Source organism: Labrenzia sp. THAF191a (assembly GCF_009363335.1).
Lineage (GTDB): Bacteria > Pseudomonadota > Alphaproteobacteria > Rhizobiales > Stappiaceae > Roseibium > Roseibium algicola.
Window position 1 is genome coordinate 1,600,664 of sequence record NZ_CP045333.1, and the last position, 19,734, is coordinate 1,620,397.

Below are 19,734 nucleotides of genomic sequence, written 5' to 3' on the forward strand. Positions count from 1 at the left end.
GGCGCAGGAATTACTTCTTGTCCTTGCTGTCCATATTCGCCTTCAAGGCCATCAGGGCCGCGAAGGGCGAGTTCGGATCGATCGGCTTGTCCCTTGGGGCCTTGTCGCGGCGGTTGCCACCGTCAAAGCCCTTCTGGCCGCCATGACCACCACGGCCGCGGCCTTCGCCTTTCGGTCCGCCCTTGCCGTGACGCTTCTCGCCCTGACCACCTTTGGCACCCTGGCCTTGGCCCTGGCCCCGGCGGTTGTCGCCGCCACGGCGCTGGTCCTGACGGCCGCGTGGACGGCGGTCGTGCCGGCCCGGACGCCAGATCTCGATGGTCACCGTTTCCAGTTCGGCTTCACCAGCAGTGGCCTCAGCAGCAGCGGTTTCGCCTTCCGTCTGTGCATCCGGCGTTGCTTCCACAGCGGCCGTTTCAGCGGGTTCAACGGCTGCGCCTTCGGCAGATGCTGCAGCTTCGGTGGGGGCTTCCGCCGGTTCGGACACAGCTTCAGCTTCGGCAGCGGCCGGTTCGGAAGCGGCTTCGGCGCTCACGGCTTCGACCGTTTCTTCCGTAGCCGGTGCTTCCGTAGCGGTTGCTTCGGCGGGAGTGTCCGCTTCGGTCGCAGCAGTTTCCGCCACCGGCGTTTCTGCCGGTGCTTCCGTTGCCGGCTTGGCTGCTACAGGGCGCTGCACTTCCTTGGTCTCGGACCGGTAGCCGAGGGATTTCAGCACGGCGGAGAAGTCCTCGCCGGCGCAGCCGAGCAGCGATGTCATGGCAACGGTGACGGTGAAGCCGCCTCCGGTTGCGACCGCGCCTTCCGGCGGGCTGACTTCCGCATCAAGCGGCTTCCAGGCGATCAGCGGACGGATCAGGTCAGCCAGGCGTTCCAGAATGTCGACGCGAACGGCACGCGGGCCACAGACGCGGAAACCGACAACCTTGTAAAGTGCCTTGTCGATGGTTTCATCAACCGGGATGGACGTGCGGCCGGATGCAGACAGCTGTGGCAGCTCGGCCATGCCGTTCATGTCCAGCGAGCCGTGCTTCAAGGCCCAGAGCTGTGCCAGAAGCTGGCTCGGCGCAGGCTTCAGCAGGGCGGGCACGAACACGGTATAGGCACCAAAGCGGATGCCGTGCTTGCGCAGGCTGGCGCGCATGTCCTGGTCGAGCTGGCGGATTTCGTCAGCCGCTTCCTGGCGTTCCAGGATGCCGAGGCCTTCAACGATGCGGAACGCGATGCCGCGGGCAAGACCTTCCAGGCCTTCGCCGGCCTTCAGGTCGACAAGCGGTTTCAGCAGGGTATCGATCTGTGCCTTGACCCACAGATCAAGCCGCGCCTGTACATTGTCGCGTGCCGGGCCGGTCAGATGTTCATCGGCCAGCAGCAGCACGACCGGCGTCAGCACCTCTTCTCCGGCGACGAGCTTGGCCACGGGTTCCCCGCGCCAGCGGATCACGGCTTCGGACGTCAGCACGAAATCGGAGTTCTCGGACTTGCCGAGCTTGTCCGCACGGGATTCGATTTCGGTGGTCAGGGCCTTTTGGGCTGCGGCACGCACGGTCTTGCCGTCCGGTCCTTCAGCTGCCGCGTCAGGGGCAAACCGGAAGCCAAGCAGATTCCCGATGTGCTGACCTTCCACGAGCACATCGCCGCTCGATGTAATTTCCGCTTCCAGCATTGCGTTCTCTCTCAAACGTCGCATCAATACACTTGTACGCCGATCCACGAACCGCTGCGTCAGCCGCTCGTGAAGGGCGTCAGATAGTTTGTCTTCTATGTCGCGCGTCTCGCCCTGCCAGTGGGCCGGATCGGCCAGCCAGTCGGGACGGTTGGCGACATAGGTCCAGGTCCGGATATGTGCAATCCGGTTTGCGAGAGTGTCGATATCACCATCTGTGCGGTCTGCGAAGGCCAATTGACGCGAGAACCAGTCATCGGCAATCGCATTGTCCTGCATCAGGTGGGTGTAAATGGTGTTGAGCAACTCTGCGTGGTTCGCCGGGGCGATCTTACGATAGTCGGGGACCTGACACACGTCCCATAACAATTCGACCGCATTTCCGCCCTTTGCCATGCCGGATATTGCGGGATCGCGCAATAAATGTTCAAGAGCGGTGATGTCGTCGCCAATGGGTGCCCTTGCGAGACCCTCTTCACGCGGCACCATGTCGAGGCTTGAGCGCAAGGCGTTTGCCGACGAAAAATCCAGCGCACTGTTGCGCCATTGCAGCACTTTCAGGCTGTCGAAGTGGTGGCTTTCGATCTGTTCGACCAGGTCGTCGTCCAGCGGATCGACCCGTCCGGTCACGCCAAAGGTGCCATCCTTGGTGTGGCGGCCAGCCCGTCCGGCGATCTGACCCATCTCTGAGGCGGTCAGCTGGCGGTACTGGTAGCCGTCATATTTGCGGTTACCCGCAAAGGCGATGTGATGGACATCGAGGTTCAGCCCCATGCCGATGGCGTCGGTCGCGACCAGGTGATCGACATCGCCGTTCTGGAACAGTTCCACTTGCGCATTGCGCGTGCGCGGGCTCAGCGAGCCGAGCACCACGGCCGCCCCGCCGCGTTGGCGACGGATGAGCTCTGCAATGGAATAAACTTCGTCTGACGAGAAGGCGACGATGGCGGAACGGGCCGGCAGGCGCGAGACCTTCTTGGAGCCCGCATATTCCAGCACGGACATGCGCGGCCGCGTGACCACATTGATGCCCGGCAGCAGTTTTTCCAGCAGCGGGCGTGCGGTCGCCGCACCCAGCAGGAGCGTTTCGGATTGACCGCGAACATTCAGGATGCGGTCGGTGAAGACATGACCGCGATCGAGATTGCCCGCCAGCTGCACTTCGTCGATGGCGACGAAATCCGTCTTCAGGTCCAGCGGCATGGCCTCAACCGTCGAGACCCAGAACCGCGGGTTCTTCGGGACGATCTTTTCCTCGCCGGTGACCAGCGCCACCGCTTCCGGACCCGCGCGGTCGGCAACACGGTTATAGACTTCACGCGCGAGCAGGCGCAGCGGTAGCCCTATCAGCCCGGAAGGCTGGGCCAGCATGCGTTCAATGGCGAGGTGGGTCTTGCCGGTATTGGTCGGTCCGAGCACGGCCGTCACAGTGCGGGACCGGGCAGACGGCGGCAGCGGCAGGGTCTGGGGACGGGGCATGGAGAGGCTTGTGATCGGCTTTCTTCGGATCGGCGCAAACGGATGGCGCCTATATCTGGTGTCGCGTGTCTAGCACAGCCGGGGCGGGCATGTCCTTATTCTTTTGGCCAGCCGGTCAGGTTTTTGACGGTTGAAATATGTTGTGGAGAACGACTCTGGAACAAACCGAAACCGAATCGGCGACTCCGGACGATTCAGGATTTGTTCCCTACGACATGTGGTTTACGGAGCTGGTGGAGCCACAAAATCCTGAATCTGGTCAAGAGGTTGAGTCGTTTTGCGTGGTTGTGGCTGATTTGCGTCGAATCGCTGTCAATGATTAATTTTCTATAAACGCGCATCCTCGACGGCGGGGCTATGTCGTTTACCCGGGGACACAGGGTGAACGAATCTTGGACGAATCGCTGTTTCATGAAGGTTGCGGATTTGTTCTCACAAGATCTAGTGGGTTTCCGGCGAAGCCGTGTCTACGCGATTGGGCCGTCCGGAGGGTGATTTTGTCTTGCCGACAGGAATGTGTCCCGAAATGGTCAGCAGTCACACAAGCCGGTTTTTGCGGTTTCGGCTCCTGCCCTGATCTGAAAATTGCTGCGCTGCACCTTTTTCAAAAAGTCCGGGAGGCTCTGGGGTTCAATCGAATTAGTGTTCGTTTTCCTACAGTTACGGGCGCAGACGCAAAATTATTTTCCAAGTTAAAAAAAGGACATAGCTTCTGCCCCTTTTCAAGCGCCTCCGACCAAAGTAGAAATCTTGCCGAAACTGGCTTTTCGTTTTGCGTAAAATTAGGGGGAGAAGGCGTTTGGCGATAACAAAAATTCTCGTTGCTAACCGATCTGAAATCGCGATCCGGGTGTTCCGTGCCGCCAACGAGCTGGGCATGAAGACCGTTGCGATCTATGCCGAGCAGGACAAACTGGCATTGCACCGGTTCAAGTCCGACGAAGCGTATCAGGTCGGCAAGGGGCTCGGGCCGATCGAGGCGTACCTCTCCATCGACGAGATTATCCGCGTTGCCAAACTCTCCGGTGCAGACGCCATTCACCCCGGTTACGGCCTTCTGTCCGAAAGCCCGGAATTCGTGGATGCCTGCGAACAAGCCGGCATCACCTTCATTGGGCCGAAGTCCGAAACCATGCGCCGCCTGGGCAACAAGGTGGCCGCGCGCAATCTGGCCATCGAGGCGGGTGTGCCGGTGATGCCGGCAACGGATCCGCTGCCGGACGACATGGACGAAATCAAGCGCCAGGCCGCCGAGATCGGCTACCCGGTCATGCTGAAGGCCTCCTGGGGCGGTGGTGGCCGCGGCATGCGCGTCATTCCGGACGAAGCGACCCTGGCCAAGGAAGTTCTGGCGGCCAAGCGCGAAGCCATGGCGGCATTCGGCAAGGACGAGATCTATCTGGAGAAACTGGTCCAGCGGGCGCGCCACGTCGAAGTTCAGATCCTTGGCGACGGCGAGAACGTGGTTCATCTGTTCGAGCGCGACTGTTCCATCCAGCGCCGCCACCAGAAGGTGGTGGAGCGCGCTCCGGCGCCGTATCTTTCGGCCGAAAAGCGGGCCGAGCTCTGTGAATATGGTCTGAAGATCGGCCGGGCCGTGAATTACCGCGGCGCCGGCACGGTTGAGTTCCTGATGGATGCCGACACCGGTGCGATCTACTTCATTGAAGTGAACCCGCGCGTTCAGGTGGAACACACGGTGACGGAAGAGGTCACCGGCATCGATATTGTCCAGGCACAGATCAAGATCTGCGAAGGCGAGAAGATCGGCACGCCGGAAAGCGGCGTTCCTTCTCAGGACAAGATCCGTCTCAACGGCCATGCCCTGCAGTGCCGTATCACGACGGAAGATCCGGAGCAGAACTTCATTCCGGATTACGGGCGCATCACGGCCTATCGCGGGGCGACGGGCTTCGGCATCCGTCTGGACGGCGGCACGGCTTATTCCGGTGCGGTTATCACCCGTTTCTACGATCCGCTTCTTGAAAAGGTCACGGCCTGGGCCCCTACGGCGGAAGACGCCCGCAAGCGCATGGACCGTGCCCTGCGCGAATTCCGTATCCGCGGTGTGGCGACAAACCTGGTGTTCCTGGAGAACATCATTAGTCACGCCGACTTCAAGGCCAACAACTACACGACCCGTTTCATCGACGAGACGCCGGCCCTGTTCGAACAGACCAAGCGTCAGGACCGCGCAACCAAGCTCCTGACCTATATCGCCGACGTTTCGGTGAACGGCCATCCGGAAACCAAGAGCCGCGCCCGTCCGCCGAAGGATGTGGCCGCGCCCGTCATCCCGAACTTCGGCGATGCCAAGCCTGCCGGCACACGCCAGTTGCTGGACGAATTGGGTCCGAAGGGTTTTGCCGACTGGATGAAGAACCAGACGCGGACGCTGGTGACCGACACGACCATGCGCGATGCGCACCAGTCGCTCCTGGCAACCCGCATGCGGACCCACGATATCGTCAACATCGCGGATGCCTATGCTGCCGGTCTGCCGAGCCTGTTCTCGCTGGAATGCTGGGGTGGTGCGACCTTCGACGTTGCCATGCGCTTTCTGACCGAAAGCCCGTGGGAACGCCTGCACAAGATCCGCGAGAAGGCGCCGAATATCCTGTTGCAGATGCTGCTGCGCGGCTCCAACGGTGTCGGTTACACCAACTATCCGGACAATGTGGTCAAGTATTTCGTGGCGGAAGCCGCTGAAAACGGTATCGACCTCTTCCGCGTGTTCGACTGCCTCAACTGGGTGGAGAACATGCGTGTGTCCATGGACGCGGTCCAGGAAGCAGGCAAGCTGTGCGAAGGCGTGCTCTGCTATACCGGCGACATGCTGGACAGTGCCCGGCCGAAATACGACCTGAAATACTATGTCGGCCTTGCCAAGGAACTGGAAGCGGCCGGCGCACACATCCTGGGTCTGAAGGACATGGCCGGCCTGTTGAAGCCGGAAGCAGCCAAGGTCCTGATCCGGACGCTGAAACAGGAAGTCGGCCTGCCGATCCATTTCCACACACACGACACTTCCGGCATCGCCGCGGCCACTGTTCTGGCAGCGGTCGAAGCGGGCGCCGATGCGGTGGATGCAGCCATGGACGCTCTGTCCGGCCTGACGTCCCAGCCGTGCCTTGGCTCTATCGTGGAAGCTCTGCGCGGCTCGGACCGTGATACCGGCCTCGATGCCAAGACGATCCGCCAGATCTCGTTCTACTGGGAAGCGGTGCGGACCCAATACCGTGCCTTCGAAAGCGATCTGCGCTTCGGGGCATCGGAAGTCTACCTGCACGAAATGCCGGGTGGCCAGTTCACCAACCTCAAGGAACAGGCGCGTTCGCTTGGCCTGGAAACCCGCTGGCACGAAGTGGCGCAGGCCTATGCCGACGTCAACATGATGTTTGGTGACATCGTCAAGGTGACCCCGTCTTCCAAGGTCGTTGGCGACATGGCGCTGATGATGGTCAGCCAGGGGCTGAGCGTGGCGGAGGTCGAGGATCCGGCGAAGGACGTCGCGTTCCCGGACAGCGTCGTCAAGATGCTGCACGGTGACCTTGGCCAGTCTCCGGGCGGATGGCCGGAAGCGCTTCAGAAGAAGGTTCTGAAGGGCGAAACCCCGATCACCGTGCGGCCGGGGTCGCTCCTGAAGGATGCCGATCTGGATGCGGAGCGAAAGACTGTTTCCGACAAGACCGGCCACGGCATCAGCAACACCGAGCTTGCCTCCTATCTGATGTACCCGAAGGTGTTCACCGACTTCGACAAGGCCCAGCAGCAATATGGTCCGACGTCCGTCCTGCCCACCCCGGTCTATTTCTACGGCCTGGAACCGGGTGACGAGATCTCCGTCGATCTGGAAGCCGGCAAGACGCTGGTGATCCGCTGCCAGGCGATCGGCGAGACCGACGAGAAGGGCGAGAAGAAGGTTTTCTTCGAGCTCAACGGCCAGCCGCGCAATGTCAAGGTTCCGGACCGCGCCCATGGCGCTACCGGGGCTGCCGCAATGCGCAAGGCCGAGGACGGTAATGCAGCACATGTGGGAGCACCGATGCCGGGCGTCATTTCCACGGTGGCGATCACCGCCGGCCAGGATGTCACCGCCGGTGATGTGCTGGTCTCGATCGAAGCCATGAAAATGGAAACCGCGCTCCACGCCGAACGCGACGGCAAGGTCAAGGAAGTCCTGGTCTCACCGGGTTCGCAGATCGACGCCAAGGACCTTCTGGTGGTCTTCGAAAGTTAAGATGCAGGCGACAGCACCAACCAAAGGCCGTCCGGATCCATTCCGGGCGGTTTTTTTGCAAGCGCTCCTTGCCTTTTCGCACTCCTTGCTGGACATGTCAGGTTCAGCGGAAAACTCTCCGTGTCATCCGGGCGGAGCGCAGCAGAGACCCGGGAACCAGGACGCCCGGGCGTTTGCGGATCTGGACGGATAGTAGGAGGCTTCCTGGGTCCCCGCTTTCGCGGGGATGGCACCGGAGGCAGTTCGCCATTGCTTGAATCGCAACGCGCGATTTGTCCGAATTTCCACTGTTAGCAGCTAAAGCTTCTTCGACAACCCGATCTTCTCAAGCTCCACCTTCAGGATCGGATCAAAGCGGGCCTCCCGCCAGTCTTTCTGATAGCCGAAGTGACGGTAGAGGCCGAGGGCGGGTGTTGAGTGCGCAGAACGTTTTCATCTTCACTAAGGCCACGAAGATTAAAGCCGCGCTCCATGCTAATGTGACCAAAAGGATAAAGATGTGTTGGTTCACCCCGCTCCTAGATCGATGTGAGAGGTGGTTTCGAAAACCGAGCAACCGAGAATTGGGATTGCGTATGACAAGTTTATTATTTCAAAATCTTTTAGTTATTTTTCAGTGCCAAATCAACCATGTTTTTTAGTATAGGATCTGAAGTATAAGTCTGAACTAAGCTAAGCCAAGGCCGTTTTTCATCTTGGTGCACCGAATTGTTTTCAATAAATGATTTAGCAATTGCTCTTTTTTCGGTTTCACTGGATTTAAAAAAGAAATCTCGAATTTCGAGCATTTCTCCGCGGGTTAGTTTTGACCCTATCTGTAGTATTGCTTCTCGATTAACTAAGCTGCTAACACTCTTCGGTGATGATCTTATGAATTTGATGATTGCATTAGAGTTTAGGTAACTTGTGTGACTTAGAAGTCTGTTCAAGCAAATTTGCACGAAATCCGGCTTCTGCGAGTTTGAATTGAGCCAATCTGAGAATTCTTCTGAAATTTTGATCTTCGTTTCGTTTTTGATATGATTGTTTAATTTTATAAAAAGATCAACAACATATGAAATCATAAAATTGTACGACTTTGATAATTCGATCAAATAAAGTAAATGTTCTTCACTATTTTGCAGAACTGCCGCACGAGCATAGTCTCTCAGAACTTCAAAATCGTCGCTTTCATCGATAGAGTCTTTTAGTGCTTTTAAATCAATCTTTTCAAGTCGTTCTATTTCCTGATTTGATGGCTTTTGAAATCTAAGTCTAATTTTCTCACTATAGTTTTCAGGCTTCGATTTCGAATTTTTTTGTGTTGAAGCAAGTTCGTTCAATGTGTCATCTTCATCAGTATCAAGTTTTTCTCTTGCATCCTCTTCAGCCGCATTTTCTTTGCATTCAACTATTTTTGTCTTGTGTGAGTTTAAATTTAATCCCTCTCGATATAGGCGTTGAGTTAGCAGAGACAAAGTATAATTAGCTTCTTCACGGCTCTTGACGAAAATTCTGTAGTCGTCAACGAATCGAATGAATTTAACCTTGTGAGAAAGAAGAAAATTATCGACATCAATAAGTGCTGCTTCAGCAAGAATTCTACTAGCGTCGCATCCGACCGGAAGTCCGTATGAATCTTTATTGGACCAGATCAATAGCAATGAGTTTATTTTCGAGATTATTTCAGGGTCACATCCGCAGCCAAACAAAGTTGACTCTATACGATGCAAGTTTACACGATCGTAAAAATCAGAGATATCTGTGATAATCTTAAAGTTACCAATATTTTTATATGTTAATTCGCGAGATTTTTCTCGAAAAGAAGAGTAATTATAAAGATCGCTAAAAATATTCTCACCAGTTTTATTAAATCTGTACGAATGTACTATTTGTCGATTTCTAGATACTCTTTTTTCTTCGATGCTTTCTGCGATATGCAAAACTAATGATAGATATTTAATATTATCAATCGGTTCAATGTATGAATATTTCCGATACGAAAATCGTTCTTTTGGATATAGCAATACGTCAATCGGTGAGATAGACATATCCTTTACGGTTTGTTTGAGGACAAGTTTCTTTGCGTTGTTCAATAATTCATCAGACAACGATTGGTTTTTTCTCAAGGAGTCGATTTCAAAGTGGCCGATAAAAATCGGCTTCTTGTAAATATCATCGAAACCGTCTTTCAGAAGATGGTTTAACGCTCTCTTGGTTTGTTTTTGTGCAATTTCATTTTTGTTTATTTTTGCCATTTGGTCGCCAGAGAAAACGAGATCGCCGATTTAGGGAATCAATAGATTTATTTGCTTCTCACGAGGAATCGTATATCGGTCGCTCACTAACTGATCACTCAGCTGCCTTCAACATGCCGTGGCAAACCGGGGCGGCGGCCGTGCCGATCCAGAGGTCCAGAAAACGGTCGAGCCATTTCCGAACAGCGGGATCGTAAACGAAGCGTCCGGCAAAATGGTCGCGGCGTTGCTGGGCGCCGGGCAGCTCCATGCGCGGGGCGCCCTTGGTCGTCCAGCGGACCATCATCTGGTGGGTCAGTTCCGGGTGAAACTGGATGCCGTAGGCGCAAGATCCGGCGCGGATCGCCTGGTTCGGATAAGTTGGTCCGGAGGCCAGCAGATCGGCGCCGCGGGGCAGGTCGAACCCTTCCCGATGCCATTGATAGACCTTTTTCGGCCAGTCCATCAGGGATTTGCCTGCATCGGTCGGCTGCAGCGGATAATATCCGATCTCAACCAGGCTCTCATGATGGCCCGTGACTGTGCCACCCATATGCTTGACCATCATCTGCGCACCAAGGCAGATGCCGAGAAAGGGCTTTTCCTCGGCAAGCGGAACACCGATCCAGTCGATTTCCTTTTGAACGAAGGCATCGGGATCGTTGGCACTCATCGGGCCGCCGAAAATGACGGCGCCGGCATGGTTATCCATGGTGTCGGGGAGAAGGTCGCCGAACCGAGGCTTGCGGATGTCCAGCGCGAAGCCGCGCTTTACAAGCTCAAGGCCCACTCGTCCGGGCGAGGAATGCTCCTGATGCAGGACAATCAGGACTTTCGGTCGGTTCTTCACGGGATCGGACTGAAAAAGCATGGACTTAATATGAGGGAGGTCGGCACGAAAATCGAGTCCCGTTGCCACTTCATCCTGCATAAATACGCGTCCCGGCTGATTATCGCGTGGGCGATCAGTCCAGTTCGTCGGTCTCCGGGGCTGTCTGGGCAACCTTGTGGCGCAGAGTCATGCGATCACGTGTGGAGACACCGAGAAGTTCGGCAACCCGCCAGATGGTGTTGTCCTCGAACTCGTGCACGTGGCCGTCGGCATAGACGATTTCCCACATCATCTCGACGATCGCGAGGCGCTCTTCCTCGTCGGTTGTGCGCTTCAGCACCGATGTGAAGCCGTACAGATCGACCGCTTCCTCGTCGCGCTGCTTGGCGGCGGCGATCAGTTCGGTCGTTTCCTTGTCCGTCAGGTCATAGTGCTTGCGCAGGATTTCACGCAACTTCGAGCTTTCGCTTTCCTCGATCACGCCATCGATATCGATCAGGTGAAACAAGAGAGCCGCCGCAGCCAGGCGCTTGTCGTCTTCGGCGAAGGACTTTTCTCCGCTGTCACCAAAGGTCAGCTCCCGAACAAAACTTTTCAGCGCATTGAGCATGTCTGTCGTTCCTGTTGCCTGGCCCCCCAAACAGGCCGGCTTTTATTGCTATACCATTCCCTCTTTACCATCAAAGGGTTGATGTCGGCTTTAAGACTTTGAGATGGGAATCAAATCCGGCATTTATAAGTCAACTTTTTGGAACTGTTCTAAACTATTGATTTTTTTGGAATTATAACTTGACTTCCTGCCTCATGAAATGGTTTCCCTCTCCCTGCGGCGCGTGTTTCCGCGCCACAAAATCATTCAGGTTTCGCCCAGAGACGGTCCACGCGCACTGCGGGCGACACATATTACGGGATGGATCAATGAATACTTTCAAGCTTGGCCTTCTGGCCGCTTCTGCCCTTTTCGTCACACCGGCCCTGGCTGCAGCCCCCTCCGACGTCCTATCGACCTACGGCGACATCGCCCAGGCAAAATATGCGGACTCGCTCGCAACGGCCAAGACGCTCAAGACCGCGATCGACAAGCTCGTAGCTGAACCGACCGAAGCAAACCTGGAAGCCGCGCGCACCGCCTGGAAGGAAGCACGCGACCCCTACCAGCAGACAGAGGCGTACCGTTTCGGCAACGCCATCGTCGACGATTGGGAAGGCAAGGTGAATGCCTGGCCGCTCGACGAAGGCCTGATCGACTATGTCGACGCGTCCTACGGTGATGAATCGGAAGAAAACGACCTCTACGTCGCCAACGTGATCGCGAATCCGTCGCTCAAGGTCGGTGGCGAAACCGTCGATGCCACCGAAATCACGCCGGCCCTGCTTGCTGAATCTCTTCAGGAAGCCGGCGAAGTAGAAACGAATGTCGCCACCGGCTACCACGCTATCGAATTTCTGCTGTGGGGTCAGGACCTCAACGGCACCGAAGCCGGTGCCGGCAACCGCCCTGCCACCGACTTTGATCCGGCAAACTGCACCGGTGGCAATTGCGAGCGCCGCATTCAGTATCTGCAGGCCGCAACCGATCTTCTGATTTCGGACCTTGAAGAAATGGCCGCCGCCTGGGCTCCTGACGGGGCTGCGCGCGAAGAACTGGCCGGCAAGGGCGAGGCCGGTGGTCTTGCTACCATCCTGACCGGCATGGGATCTCTTTCCTATGGCGAACTGGCCGGCGAGCGCATCAAGCTTGGCCTTATGCTGCATGATCCGGAAGAAGAGCATGACTGCTTCTCCGACAACACCCACATGTCGCACTACAACGACGTGGTCGGCATCCGGAACGTCTATTTCGGTTCCTACAAGAGCCCGGTCGGCAACGATGTTTCCGGCGCTTCCCTGGCCGATCTGGTGGCGGAAAAGGATCCGGCGCTGGCAGAAGAAATGAAGACGAAGCTCGACGCCACGCTGGCGGCTTTCGAAGCCATGAAGGCCCGGGCCGAAGGCGGTGAAGCCTATGACCAGATGATCGGCGAAGGCAATGACGAGGGCAACGCCGTCGTGCAGGCCGCTGTCGATGCACTGGTTGACCAGACGGCTTCCATCGAGCGGGTCGTCAAGGTGCTTGAACTCGACGATATCGCGTTTGAAGGTTCCGACAGCCTGGACAACCCGGGCGCCGTTTTCGAATAATCGAACAGATCGTCAGGCGGTATCGGCCGCCTGACGGCTTGTCCGCGAATTGGGGCTCGCGGATAACAGTCAGGATGCGAATATGAGACTGGTCCCCAGACCGGGCGCCATGACGGGCGTCTTTTTGTGTTTCTGCCTGGCGGCGGGAACCGCTCTTTCAGATGATACGCTGTCTCACCGGGATGATCTTTCGGCCAAGGACAGGGTCAAGGCCGCGAAGGTTCTGCAGCCGCCGGCCGATTTCGAAGCCGCTGAAGCATTCGAAATCATGCAGGGCGGGGCCGGGACGTCCCGAAAGCGGATCAACCGGGATGCCTATTCCCACTCCAATGCCAATCTGACCTTCGAAGAACAGGCCACCTTCAAGGTGGGCAACGGGCTTTTCAAGAAACTCTGGGCGTCTTCTCCCTCGTCGACACAGGCATCGGATGGCCTGGGACCGCTTTATAACGCACGCTCCTGCCAGGGGTGTCACTTGAAGGATGGCCGGGGCCGACCGCCGCGGGCGGGTGAAGACTCGGTTTCCATGTTCCTTCGCCTGTCCATCCCGCCTCAGTCCGAGGCACAGCGCCAGGCACTTGCCGACAAGGATATCCTGCTGGTGCCGGAGCCGACCTACGGCGGTCAGTTCCAGACCTTTGCGGTGCCGGGCCTGCCCGGTGAAGGACGCTTCGATATCGAGGTCGAGGAGATCGAGGTTCCGCTGGCCGGTGGGGAAAAGGCTGTGTTGCAGAAGCCCGTCTACAAGATCCGGGATCTTGGATATGGCGACATGCACCCCGACACAATGATTTCGGCCCGCGCGGCCCCGCCCATGATTGGCCTCGGTCTGGTGCAAGCCATTCACCCCGGCGACATTGAAGCGCTTGCGGACCCCGACGACATCGACAGTGATGGAATTTCCGGCAAGGTCAGCCGGGTTCGTGACCCCGCGACGGGTGCGTTTACGCTTGGCCGTTTCGGCTGGAAGGCTTCCAAACCCTCGATCCGTGCCCAGTCCGCGGCAGCGTTTGCCGGTGATATCGGTATTTCGACGCCCGAGATGCCGGACAATTACGGCGACTGCACGAAGGTGCAGACAGCTTGTCGCGCCTTGCCTCATGGCGAACAGGCAAACCTTGGTGTCTCGGAAGCTCCGGACCCGGTCATGGATCTCGTCACCTTCTATTCCGAAAACCTGGCAGTGCCGATGCGCCGCGACGTGGATGATCCCGAGGTGCTGAAAGGCAAGCAGGTTTTCTACCAGTCAGGCTGTCCGGCCTGCCACCAACCGAAATACGTGACCAGCCGAAAGGCGGAAAATCCGGCGCACAGGTTCCAGTTGATCTGGCCTTATTCGGATTTCCTGTTACATGACATGGGGGAAGGCCTCGCGGACAATCGCCCGGTGGGTGATGCCAGTGGACAGGAGTGGCGTACGCCGCCGCTATGGGGCATCGGCCTGACCGAGACTGTCAACAATCACACCCGGTTCCTGCACGACGGCCGCGCACGCAACCTGCTGGAAGCGGTCCTGTGGCACGACGGCGAAGCCCGACAGGCGCGCGACGCGGTGGTTGCGCTTTCGCCCGCCGACCGGCAATCGCTTATACGTTTTCTGGAGTCCCTTTGATGCGCTGTTTGCTATTTGCCGCTCTCGTTTCTGGAGCCGTTATCGCCCAGCCCGCGTTCGCCACGGACTACGAGCCGAAACTCGACAATCTGATCGAGACCTATATCCAACCGGCGACGGGCGCGTTTGCCGCAACCTCGGCAAATCTGCCGGACGCTGTTCGAGCGGTCTGCGCAAATGCGGACGAAGCATCGGTAGAGGGGTTCAGGACGGCCTTTTCAGACACTGTGCGGGACTTCTCCCATGTGCATTTCTTGCGGTTTGGTCCGTTGATCGACAACGATCGCCTCAGTCGGCTGGCCTTCCTGCCCGACCCGCGTGGCATCACGCAACGCCAGATCCGCAAGCTTCTCGCTTCTGAAGAAAAGGACGCCTTGTCTGCGGCGACGCTCAAGGACAAGAGCGTCGCAGTTCAGGGACTGACAGCACTGGAATTGCTCGCTTTCGACAAGGATAGTGCGGTTCGGCTGGGGCAGGCGGACGACAGCAAGGACTTCAGCTGCGGCTATGCACTGGCAATTTCGGAAAACCTTGCGGCCATGGCCCGCGAAATCGCTGCCGACTGGCAGGATCCTGACGGATACAGCGAGGTGCTCTTGACAGCCGAAGGCGGCAACGAGCGGTTCCATACGTCGAAGGAAGCGCTGGAAAGCGTGTTCAACGCGCTGGTCACGGGGCTGATCATTGCGCGCGATCAGGATGTGCTTCCGGCATTGGGAACCGGCAAGGACAAGGCCAGGGCGACGCGCTTTCCGTTCTCGCGCTCCGGCAACAGCGTGGTCTATCTCAACGGCGAGCTGCTCGGCATTCAGAAGGCCATTGCTTCCCTGGACCTGAACGACCTGACGCCCGACGATTTCACCTGGATTTACGACACGCTCGACTTCGAGTTTGGCAATGCTGTCACTCTTCTGGGGACCCTAGATCCGCCCTTGCGCCAGTCCTTCGAAGAAGGCGATGCCTATGACAAGATGGTTGTCCTGGCGATCACGCTGAAATCGCTTCGCGACACGATTGCCCTTGAACTTGCAGGTGCCCTGGAACTTGCTGGAGGTTTCAATGCGCTCGATGGTGACTAAGCCTCTTTCCCGGCGCGGTTTTCTGGCAGCACTCGGCGGCCTTGCCGCCTTGCCGGCATTTTCCGGCTCGACGCTGGCAGCAAGCCTTCTGAACCGGGAAGCATCCGACGGTGTGCCGCTGTTCGTGAGCGCCTACAAGCTTGAAAACGGCGATTATGGGGTGGGTGTTGTCGATGACCTTGGACAGGTTCTGGCCAGGATCGGTCTGCCGGGACGGGGTCACGGCGTTGCGGTTTCTCCTGACAGGTCCAGGTTTGTAGCCTTCGCCCGCCGGCCCGGCACATTCGCGGTCGTGGTTCGCCCATATCAGGATGTGGAGCCGGAGGTTCTCACGGCGGAACCGGGCCGCCATTACTATGGACATGGCTGTTTTTCCGCTGATGGCAGACTGCTCTATGCGGTCGAAAACGACTATGCCGCAGCCCGTGGCGTGATTGGCGTTTACGACATGAGTGGCCGTCAGGTTCAGCGGATCGGCGAGATCGAGACCCATGGCATCGGTCCGCACGACCTCCTGCTCGCGCCGGACGGGCGCACGCTTGTCGTGGCCAATGGGGGTATCATGACCCATCCGGACAAGGGGCGTGAAAAGCTCAATCTCGACACCATGGCGCCAACCGTGGTGTTCCTGGATCGGGAAACCGGTGATCTTCACGCCAGCCACGCTCTGGACGCTTCCCTGCACCAGCTGTCGCTCCGGCATATGGCGCTGGACGGACAAGGGCGGGCGTGGGTCGGTGGTCAGTTCGAGGGGCCGGAAACAGACCTGCCGCCGCTGGTTGGTGTGTTTTCGCGGGACGAGGCACCCATCCTGATGGAAATTCCGACGGGTATCGCGTCAGGCCTTCAGAACTACATCGGCTCGGTGACGGCAAACGCAAGCGGTGAGGTGATTGCAACGTCCGCTCCAAGGGGTGGGCAGACGTTGTTCTGGAAGGCCGATACCGGCGCATTCCTGGGTGCCGAGGCCATTGCCGACGGATGCGGCGTTGCGCCGATCGATCAGGGCAGCTTTCTGATTTCCGACGGCAACGGGGCATTGTCTCTTGTCGAGGATCCTGCCCGGCCGGCGGAAATTCTGGCCCGCCCACCGGGCATTTCCTGGGACAATCACATGTTTGCCCTGTCCTGAGACAGAACATCGGACGGCTGGATCTTGCACGTGTCAGGCTGTTTTCTGCCTGAAAAGGTGCCAATCGGAGGCAAATTCGGCAGACTTCCTGCTTTTGTCAAAATCGGCTGGCACAGTGATCGGGATCGTATACCGGTCCCAGGGGCTGTATGCGGTGTTGTAGACCGATTTGCCGGTATTTGATCGTTCTGTCTCCTTTCCTGCGCAAGCGTTTGCTTCTGCTTGGGGACGTTCCGGCCCGATTGGTCTACATTGGGGACCGATTCGCGACGGGGAGACACTAAATGCGTCGGTTTTTGATCGGACTGGGCAGTCTGCTGTTCATGCTGGTAACCATCATTCTGGTGGTGCCGCTGTTCCTGCCCAAGGACGAAATCAAGCGTCAGGTAGTTGAGCAGGTGGACAAGCGCTTTGGCTGGCGCGTGCGCCTGGACGGACCTGTGTCCTTGTCGCTGTTTCCCGGATTTTCGCTGGTCGCGGAAGATATCGGCCTTGCCGGCGAGGCGGGTGCCGACGGCATCGAGTTCGCCAAGGCCGAGCGTGTCGAATTTGGCCTCGCCTGGGGTGGTCTGGTTTCCGGCAATATCCAGGTTACCGGAATTGCCCTGGACAAGCCGGACATCTATCTGGAAATCGGCCCGAACGGCACCACGAGCTGGGAGCCGCGCCGCGACATCAGCGACATTGGCGACTTGATCGAGGCCGAAACCGGCGACGCTGAAACCGATGCGGTGGCGGAAGCCGCGCCTGCGCCTGCGTCTGAAGCAGAGCCGGCAGAAACAACCGCAGCTTCCGAGGGCTACCTCAAGAGCATTGGTGTCGACAGCCTGCAGATCACCGGAGGCACGGTGACCTACAAGGCGCCGGATGCTGCCGAGCCGGTTCGTATCTCCAACCTTGATCTCAGCCTGCAGGCGCCCAGCCTGTCGGGTGAGGTGGATCTGACATCCAGCTTCACGTTCCGCGAAATGCCGGTCGCCGTCGCAGGATCCCTGACCAACCCGCTCGCTCTCATGGGCGGGGAGCAGGTTCCGGTAGACCTGAAGATTTCCAGCGGTGAAAACAGCGTCTCGGTCACCGGTCAATCCGGCCTGGATCCGACGCGCGCCGAATTGGCCCTTTCTGCAGCCGGTCCTTCCCTGAAAGCGCTTGCAGCGCTGGCCGGGCAGGACCTTGCCGCCGACCCGGGTGCTTTTGCCGTGTCGGCCAAGGTTGCAGGCACCGAGGCCATGCTGTCGCTGGCCGATCTCGACATCACGCTTGGCCAACTGTCTCTTGGCGGTGCGGCGGACGCGGATCTGTCGGGGAACGTTCCTGAAGTCTCCGGCCGGCTGGTGCTGAAAGACGGTTCGATTGCCGATCTCCTGCAACTGGCGGGCCGGGATTTGCCTGCAAGCGGCAAACTCAGCCTCGACCTCGCCTTTGCAACCGTGGGGCAGACAGGGGAGGAACTGCTTGCCGGTCTTGATATCACGGGGGCCGTACGTATCGCCGAGGGCGAGATTGGCGGACTTGGGCTTGCTTCGGCGGTCGGCGGCGATCCGGAAGCGGACCGCCTGACGAACCTTGCCATGGATATCGATCTGCAGGGACTGGAAAACCCGATATCGCTCAGCGGTGCCTTGTCCTGGCGCGGCGAAGCGTTCAGCCTGACCGGCGAAGGCGACACCGCTCGCCTGCTGGCGGGGGGAGCAGCGCCGGTTTCCGTAAGCGTGAAAGGCAATCGCGTGAGCGCCGGCTTCAATGGTCGGGCTTCGCGCGACGGTGCGCTTGATGGTGCGGTCAGCGTCGATACTGCCGACCTGCGCGGGCTCATGGCGTGGCTCGGCAAACCGCTTGGCAGCGGTGGCGGTCTGAAGCGCTTCAAGGCTTCGGGTATCTTCGGCGTTGCAGGCGAGACGATTTCATTCGAGGAAACACGGTTCACGCTGGACGATACGTCGGGTGAAGCCAACGGACGGATCGTTCTTGGCGGCAAGCCAAGCGTTACGGCGCGGCTGGATCTGCGGGAACTTGTACTCGACCCCTATCTCGGCGGTGCATCGTCTTCGGGTGCAGGCAGCGGCGGTGGTGGCGGTTCTGGCCAGGCGTCCGGAAATTCCTCGGCTGGCGGCGGCAAGCGCGGTGGGGCAGGTGGCTGGAGTACAGAGCCGATAGATTTCTCCGGTCTCAATGCGATCGACGCGGACTTCAAGCTGACCACCAGCGAAATCCGCTGGGACAAGATCAAGATCGACCAGAGCGCCCTGTCGACCACTATCAAGAACGGTGTGCTGACTGCCAACCTGGAAAAGCTGGCACTTTACGGCGGCTCCGGCACCGGTACGGTTACGCTCAACGGGGCGTCCGCAACACCGGAAGTTGCCGCGAAATTTGCTCTCGCCAACCTCAATGCCTATCCGTTGCTGCGCGATGCAGCCGATTTCAGCTGGATTGAAGGCAAGGCCAACATCAACCTGGATGTTACCTCCAAAGGTGGCAGCGAACAGGCATTGGTGCAGGCCCTGAACGGGACGGCCAACTACACGTTCGCCGACGGCGCGATCAAGGGCATCAACGTGCCACAGATGGTGCGTGGCCTGTCGGTGGAGACGTTGCTCGGATGGCAGGCCAATCCGTCGGCCAAGACCGATTTCAGCTCGCTTGGCTCAACGTTCCAGATCCAGAACGGCATTGCCAAGACCGACGATCTGTCCCTGATCGGGCCGCTGGTTCGCATGACCGGCAAGGGCACGACGGACATGCCGGCGCAGCGCCTTTCCTGGCGTGTGGAGCCGAAGATCGTGCCGACGCTGGAAGGCCAGGCCCCGCAGCCTCGGCGAAAGGGCGAAGACAAGAAGTTGGCCGGTCTAGGCGTGCCCATCGTGATCGAAGGCCCGTGGAACGATCCGCGGATCTATCCCGACATCAAGGGTATTCTGGAAAACCCGGAGGCAGCCTACAAGCAACTGCAGCAGACCGGCGGTGAGCTGATCTCCATTCTTCAGGGAAAGAAGGAACCGTCTCAGGAGCTGGTTGACCAGGCGAACAAGGTCATCAACCAGGCGACCGGCGGCAAGACCCAGATCGACGTTCAGAAGGTTCTGGACGGCGAGGTCGATGACGAGGAAGTTCTGAAAGCGGTAGAAGAAGGCTTCGGCCTGCCTTCCGGCCTTTTGGGCAACGTGTTCGGAAACAAGAAGAAAAACAAGAACTGACGGCACATTGGCGCAATGGTGCTGCGTTTCGGGGCCGCACCATTGCTTTGCCGTGGGACTGAGCGGGCAGGTTTTGGCTGTGCGAGTGATCTGGCAGCGGACT

Annotated in this window: 10 protein-coding genes; 6 read left to right on the top strand and 4 right to left on the bottom strand. The window is 58.4% G+C overall.

The window, feature by feature from the left end; translation table 11 throughout:
* Positions 1-10: 10 nt before the first annotated feature.
* Positions 11-3,142 carry a DEAD/DEAH box helicase gene (locus tag FIV05_RS07360; protein WP_152509095.1) on the bottom strand — a complete coding sequence of 1,044 codons (3,132 nt, stop codon included), beginning with the start codon at positions 3,140-3,142 and terminating at the stop codon, positions 11-13.
* Between the two features lie 799 nt (positions 3,143-3,941).
* Between FIV05_RS07360 and pyc the strand changes: the two genes are divergently transcribed.
* Positions 3,942-7,382: a pyruvate carboxylase gene (gene pyc / locus FIV05_RS07365; protein WP_152509096.1), complete on the top strand. Its 3,441-nt coding sequence runs from the start codon at positions 3,942-3,944 to the stop codon at positions 7,380-7,382.
* Positions 7,383-7,984: 602 nt separating this feature from the next.
* Here the strand turns inward: pyc and FIV05_RS07370 are convergent.
* The 3 genes from FIV05_RS07370 to FIV05_RS07380 all read right to left on the bottom strand — a co-directional run bounded on the left by FIV05_RS07370 (position 7,985) and on the right by FIV05_RS07380 (position 11,040).
* Positions 7,985-9,619, bottom strand: a complete 1,635-nt coding sequence (locus FIV05_RS07370) for a reverse transcriptase domain-containing protein (protein ID WP_152509097.1) — start codon at positions 9,617-9,619, stop codon at positions 7,985-7,987.
* A 94-nt stretch (positions 9,620-9,713) separates the two neighbouring features.
* Entirely contained in the window at positions 9,714-10,469 is a 756-nt protein-coding gene (locus FIV05_RS07375; protein WP_152511850.1) for a glutamine amidotransferase, read from the bottom strand.
* Between the two features lie 94 nt (positions 10,470-10,563).
* The gene (locus tag FIV05_RS07380) at positions 10,564-11,040 is read right to left on the bottom strand and encodes a TerB family tellurite resistance protein (protein ID WP_152509098.1); all 477 of its coding nucleotides are present in this window, start codon (positions 11,038-11,040) and stop codon (positions 10,564-10,566) included.
* 308 nt (positions 11,041-11,348) lie between these two features.
* On the opposite strand from FIV05_RS07380, the gene FIV05_RS07385 reads away from it, so the two are divergent.
* From FIV05_RS07385 to FIV05_RS07405, 5 genes are all read left to right on the top strand, one after another.
* Complete coding sequence (locus FIV05_RS07385; protein WP_152509099.1) at positions 11,349-12,611, top strand: imelysin family protein; 1,263 nt, start codon at positions 11,349-11,351, stop codon at positions 12,609-12,611.
* Positions 12,612-12,693: 82 nt separating this feature from the next.
* Positions 12,694-14,223, top strand: coding sequence for a di-heme oxidoredictase family protein (locus FIV05_RS07390; protein WP_152509100.1), 1,530 nt, complete (start codon positions 12,694-12,696; stop codon positions 14,221-14,223).
* A complete protein-coding gene (locus FIV05_RS07395; RefSeq protein ID WP_152509101.1) occupies positions 14,223-15,302 on the top strand; it encodes an imelysin family protein in 1,080 nt (359 codons plus the stop codon). The genes FIV05_RS07390 and FIV05_RS07395 overlap by 1 nt, the downstream gene beginning before the upstream one ends.
* Positions 15,283-16,434, top strand: a complete 1,152-nt coding sequence (locus FIV05_RS07400) for a DUF1513 domain-containing protein (RefSeq protein ID WP_209009890.1) — start codon at positions 15,283-15,285, stop codon at positions 16,432-16,434. The genes FIV05_RS07395 and FIV05_RS07400 overlap by 20 nt, the downstream gene beginning before the upstream one ends.
* A gap of 284 nt (positions 16,435-16,718) precedes the next feature.
* On the top strand, positions 16,719-19,631 hold the full coding sequence (locus tag FIV05_RS07405) for an AsmA family protein (protein ID WP_152509102.1): 2,913 nt from the start codon (positions 16,719-16,721) through the stop codon (positions 19,629-19,631).
* Positions 19,632-19,734 lie beyond the last annotated feature (103 nt).

What these genes read in the sequence shown, in the direction of transcription:
- FIV05_RS07360 (WP_152509095.1), bottom strand. Translation starts at nt 3,142, where the DNA reads ATGCCCCGTCCCCAGACCCTGCCGCTGCCGCCGTCTGCCCGGTCCCGC.
- FIV05_RS07370 (WP_152509097.1), bottom strand. Translation starts at nt 9,619, where the DNA reads ATGGCAAAAATAAACAAAAATGAAATTGCACAAAAACAAACCAAGAGA.
- FIV05_RS07375 (WP_152511850.1), bottom strand. Translation starts at nt 10,469, where the DNA reads ATGCTTTTTCAGTCCGATCCCGTGAAGAACCGACCGAAAGTCCTGATT.
- FIV05_RS07380 (WP_152509098.1), bottom strand. Translation starts at nt 11,040, where the DNA reads ATGCTCAATGCGCTGAAAAGTTTTGTTCGGGAGCTGACCTTTGGTGAC.
- FIV05_RS07385 (WP_152509099.1), top strand. Translation starts at nt 11,349, where the DNA reads ATGAATACTTTCAAGCTTGGCCTTCTGGCCGCTTCTGCCCTTTTCGTC.
- FIV05_RS07390 (WP_152509100.1), top strand. Translation starts at nt 12,694, where the DNA reads ATGAGACTGGTCCCCAGACCGGGCGCCATGACGGGCGTCTTTTTGTGT.
- FIV05_RS07395 (WP_152509101.1), top strand. Translation starts at nt 14,223, where the DNA reads ATGCGCTGTTTGCTATTTGCCGCTCTCGTTTCTGGAGCCGTTATCGCC.
- FIV05_RS07400 (WP_209009890.1), top strand. Translation starts at nt 15,283, where the DNA reads ATGCGCTCGATGGTGACTAAGCCTCTTTCCCGGCGCGGTTTTCTGGCA.
- FIV05_RS07405 (WP_152509102.1), top strand. Translation starts at nt 16,719, where the DNA reads ATGCGTCGGTTTTTGATCGGACTGGGCAGTCTGCTGTTCATGCTGGTA.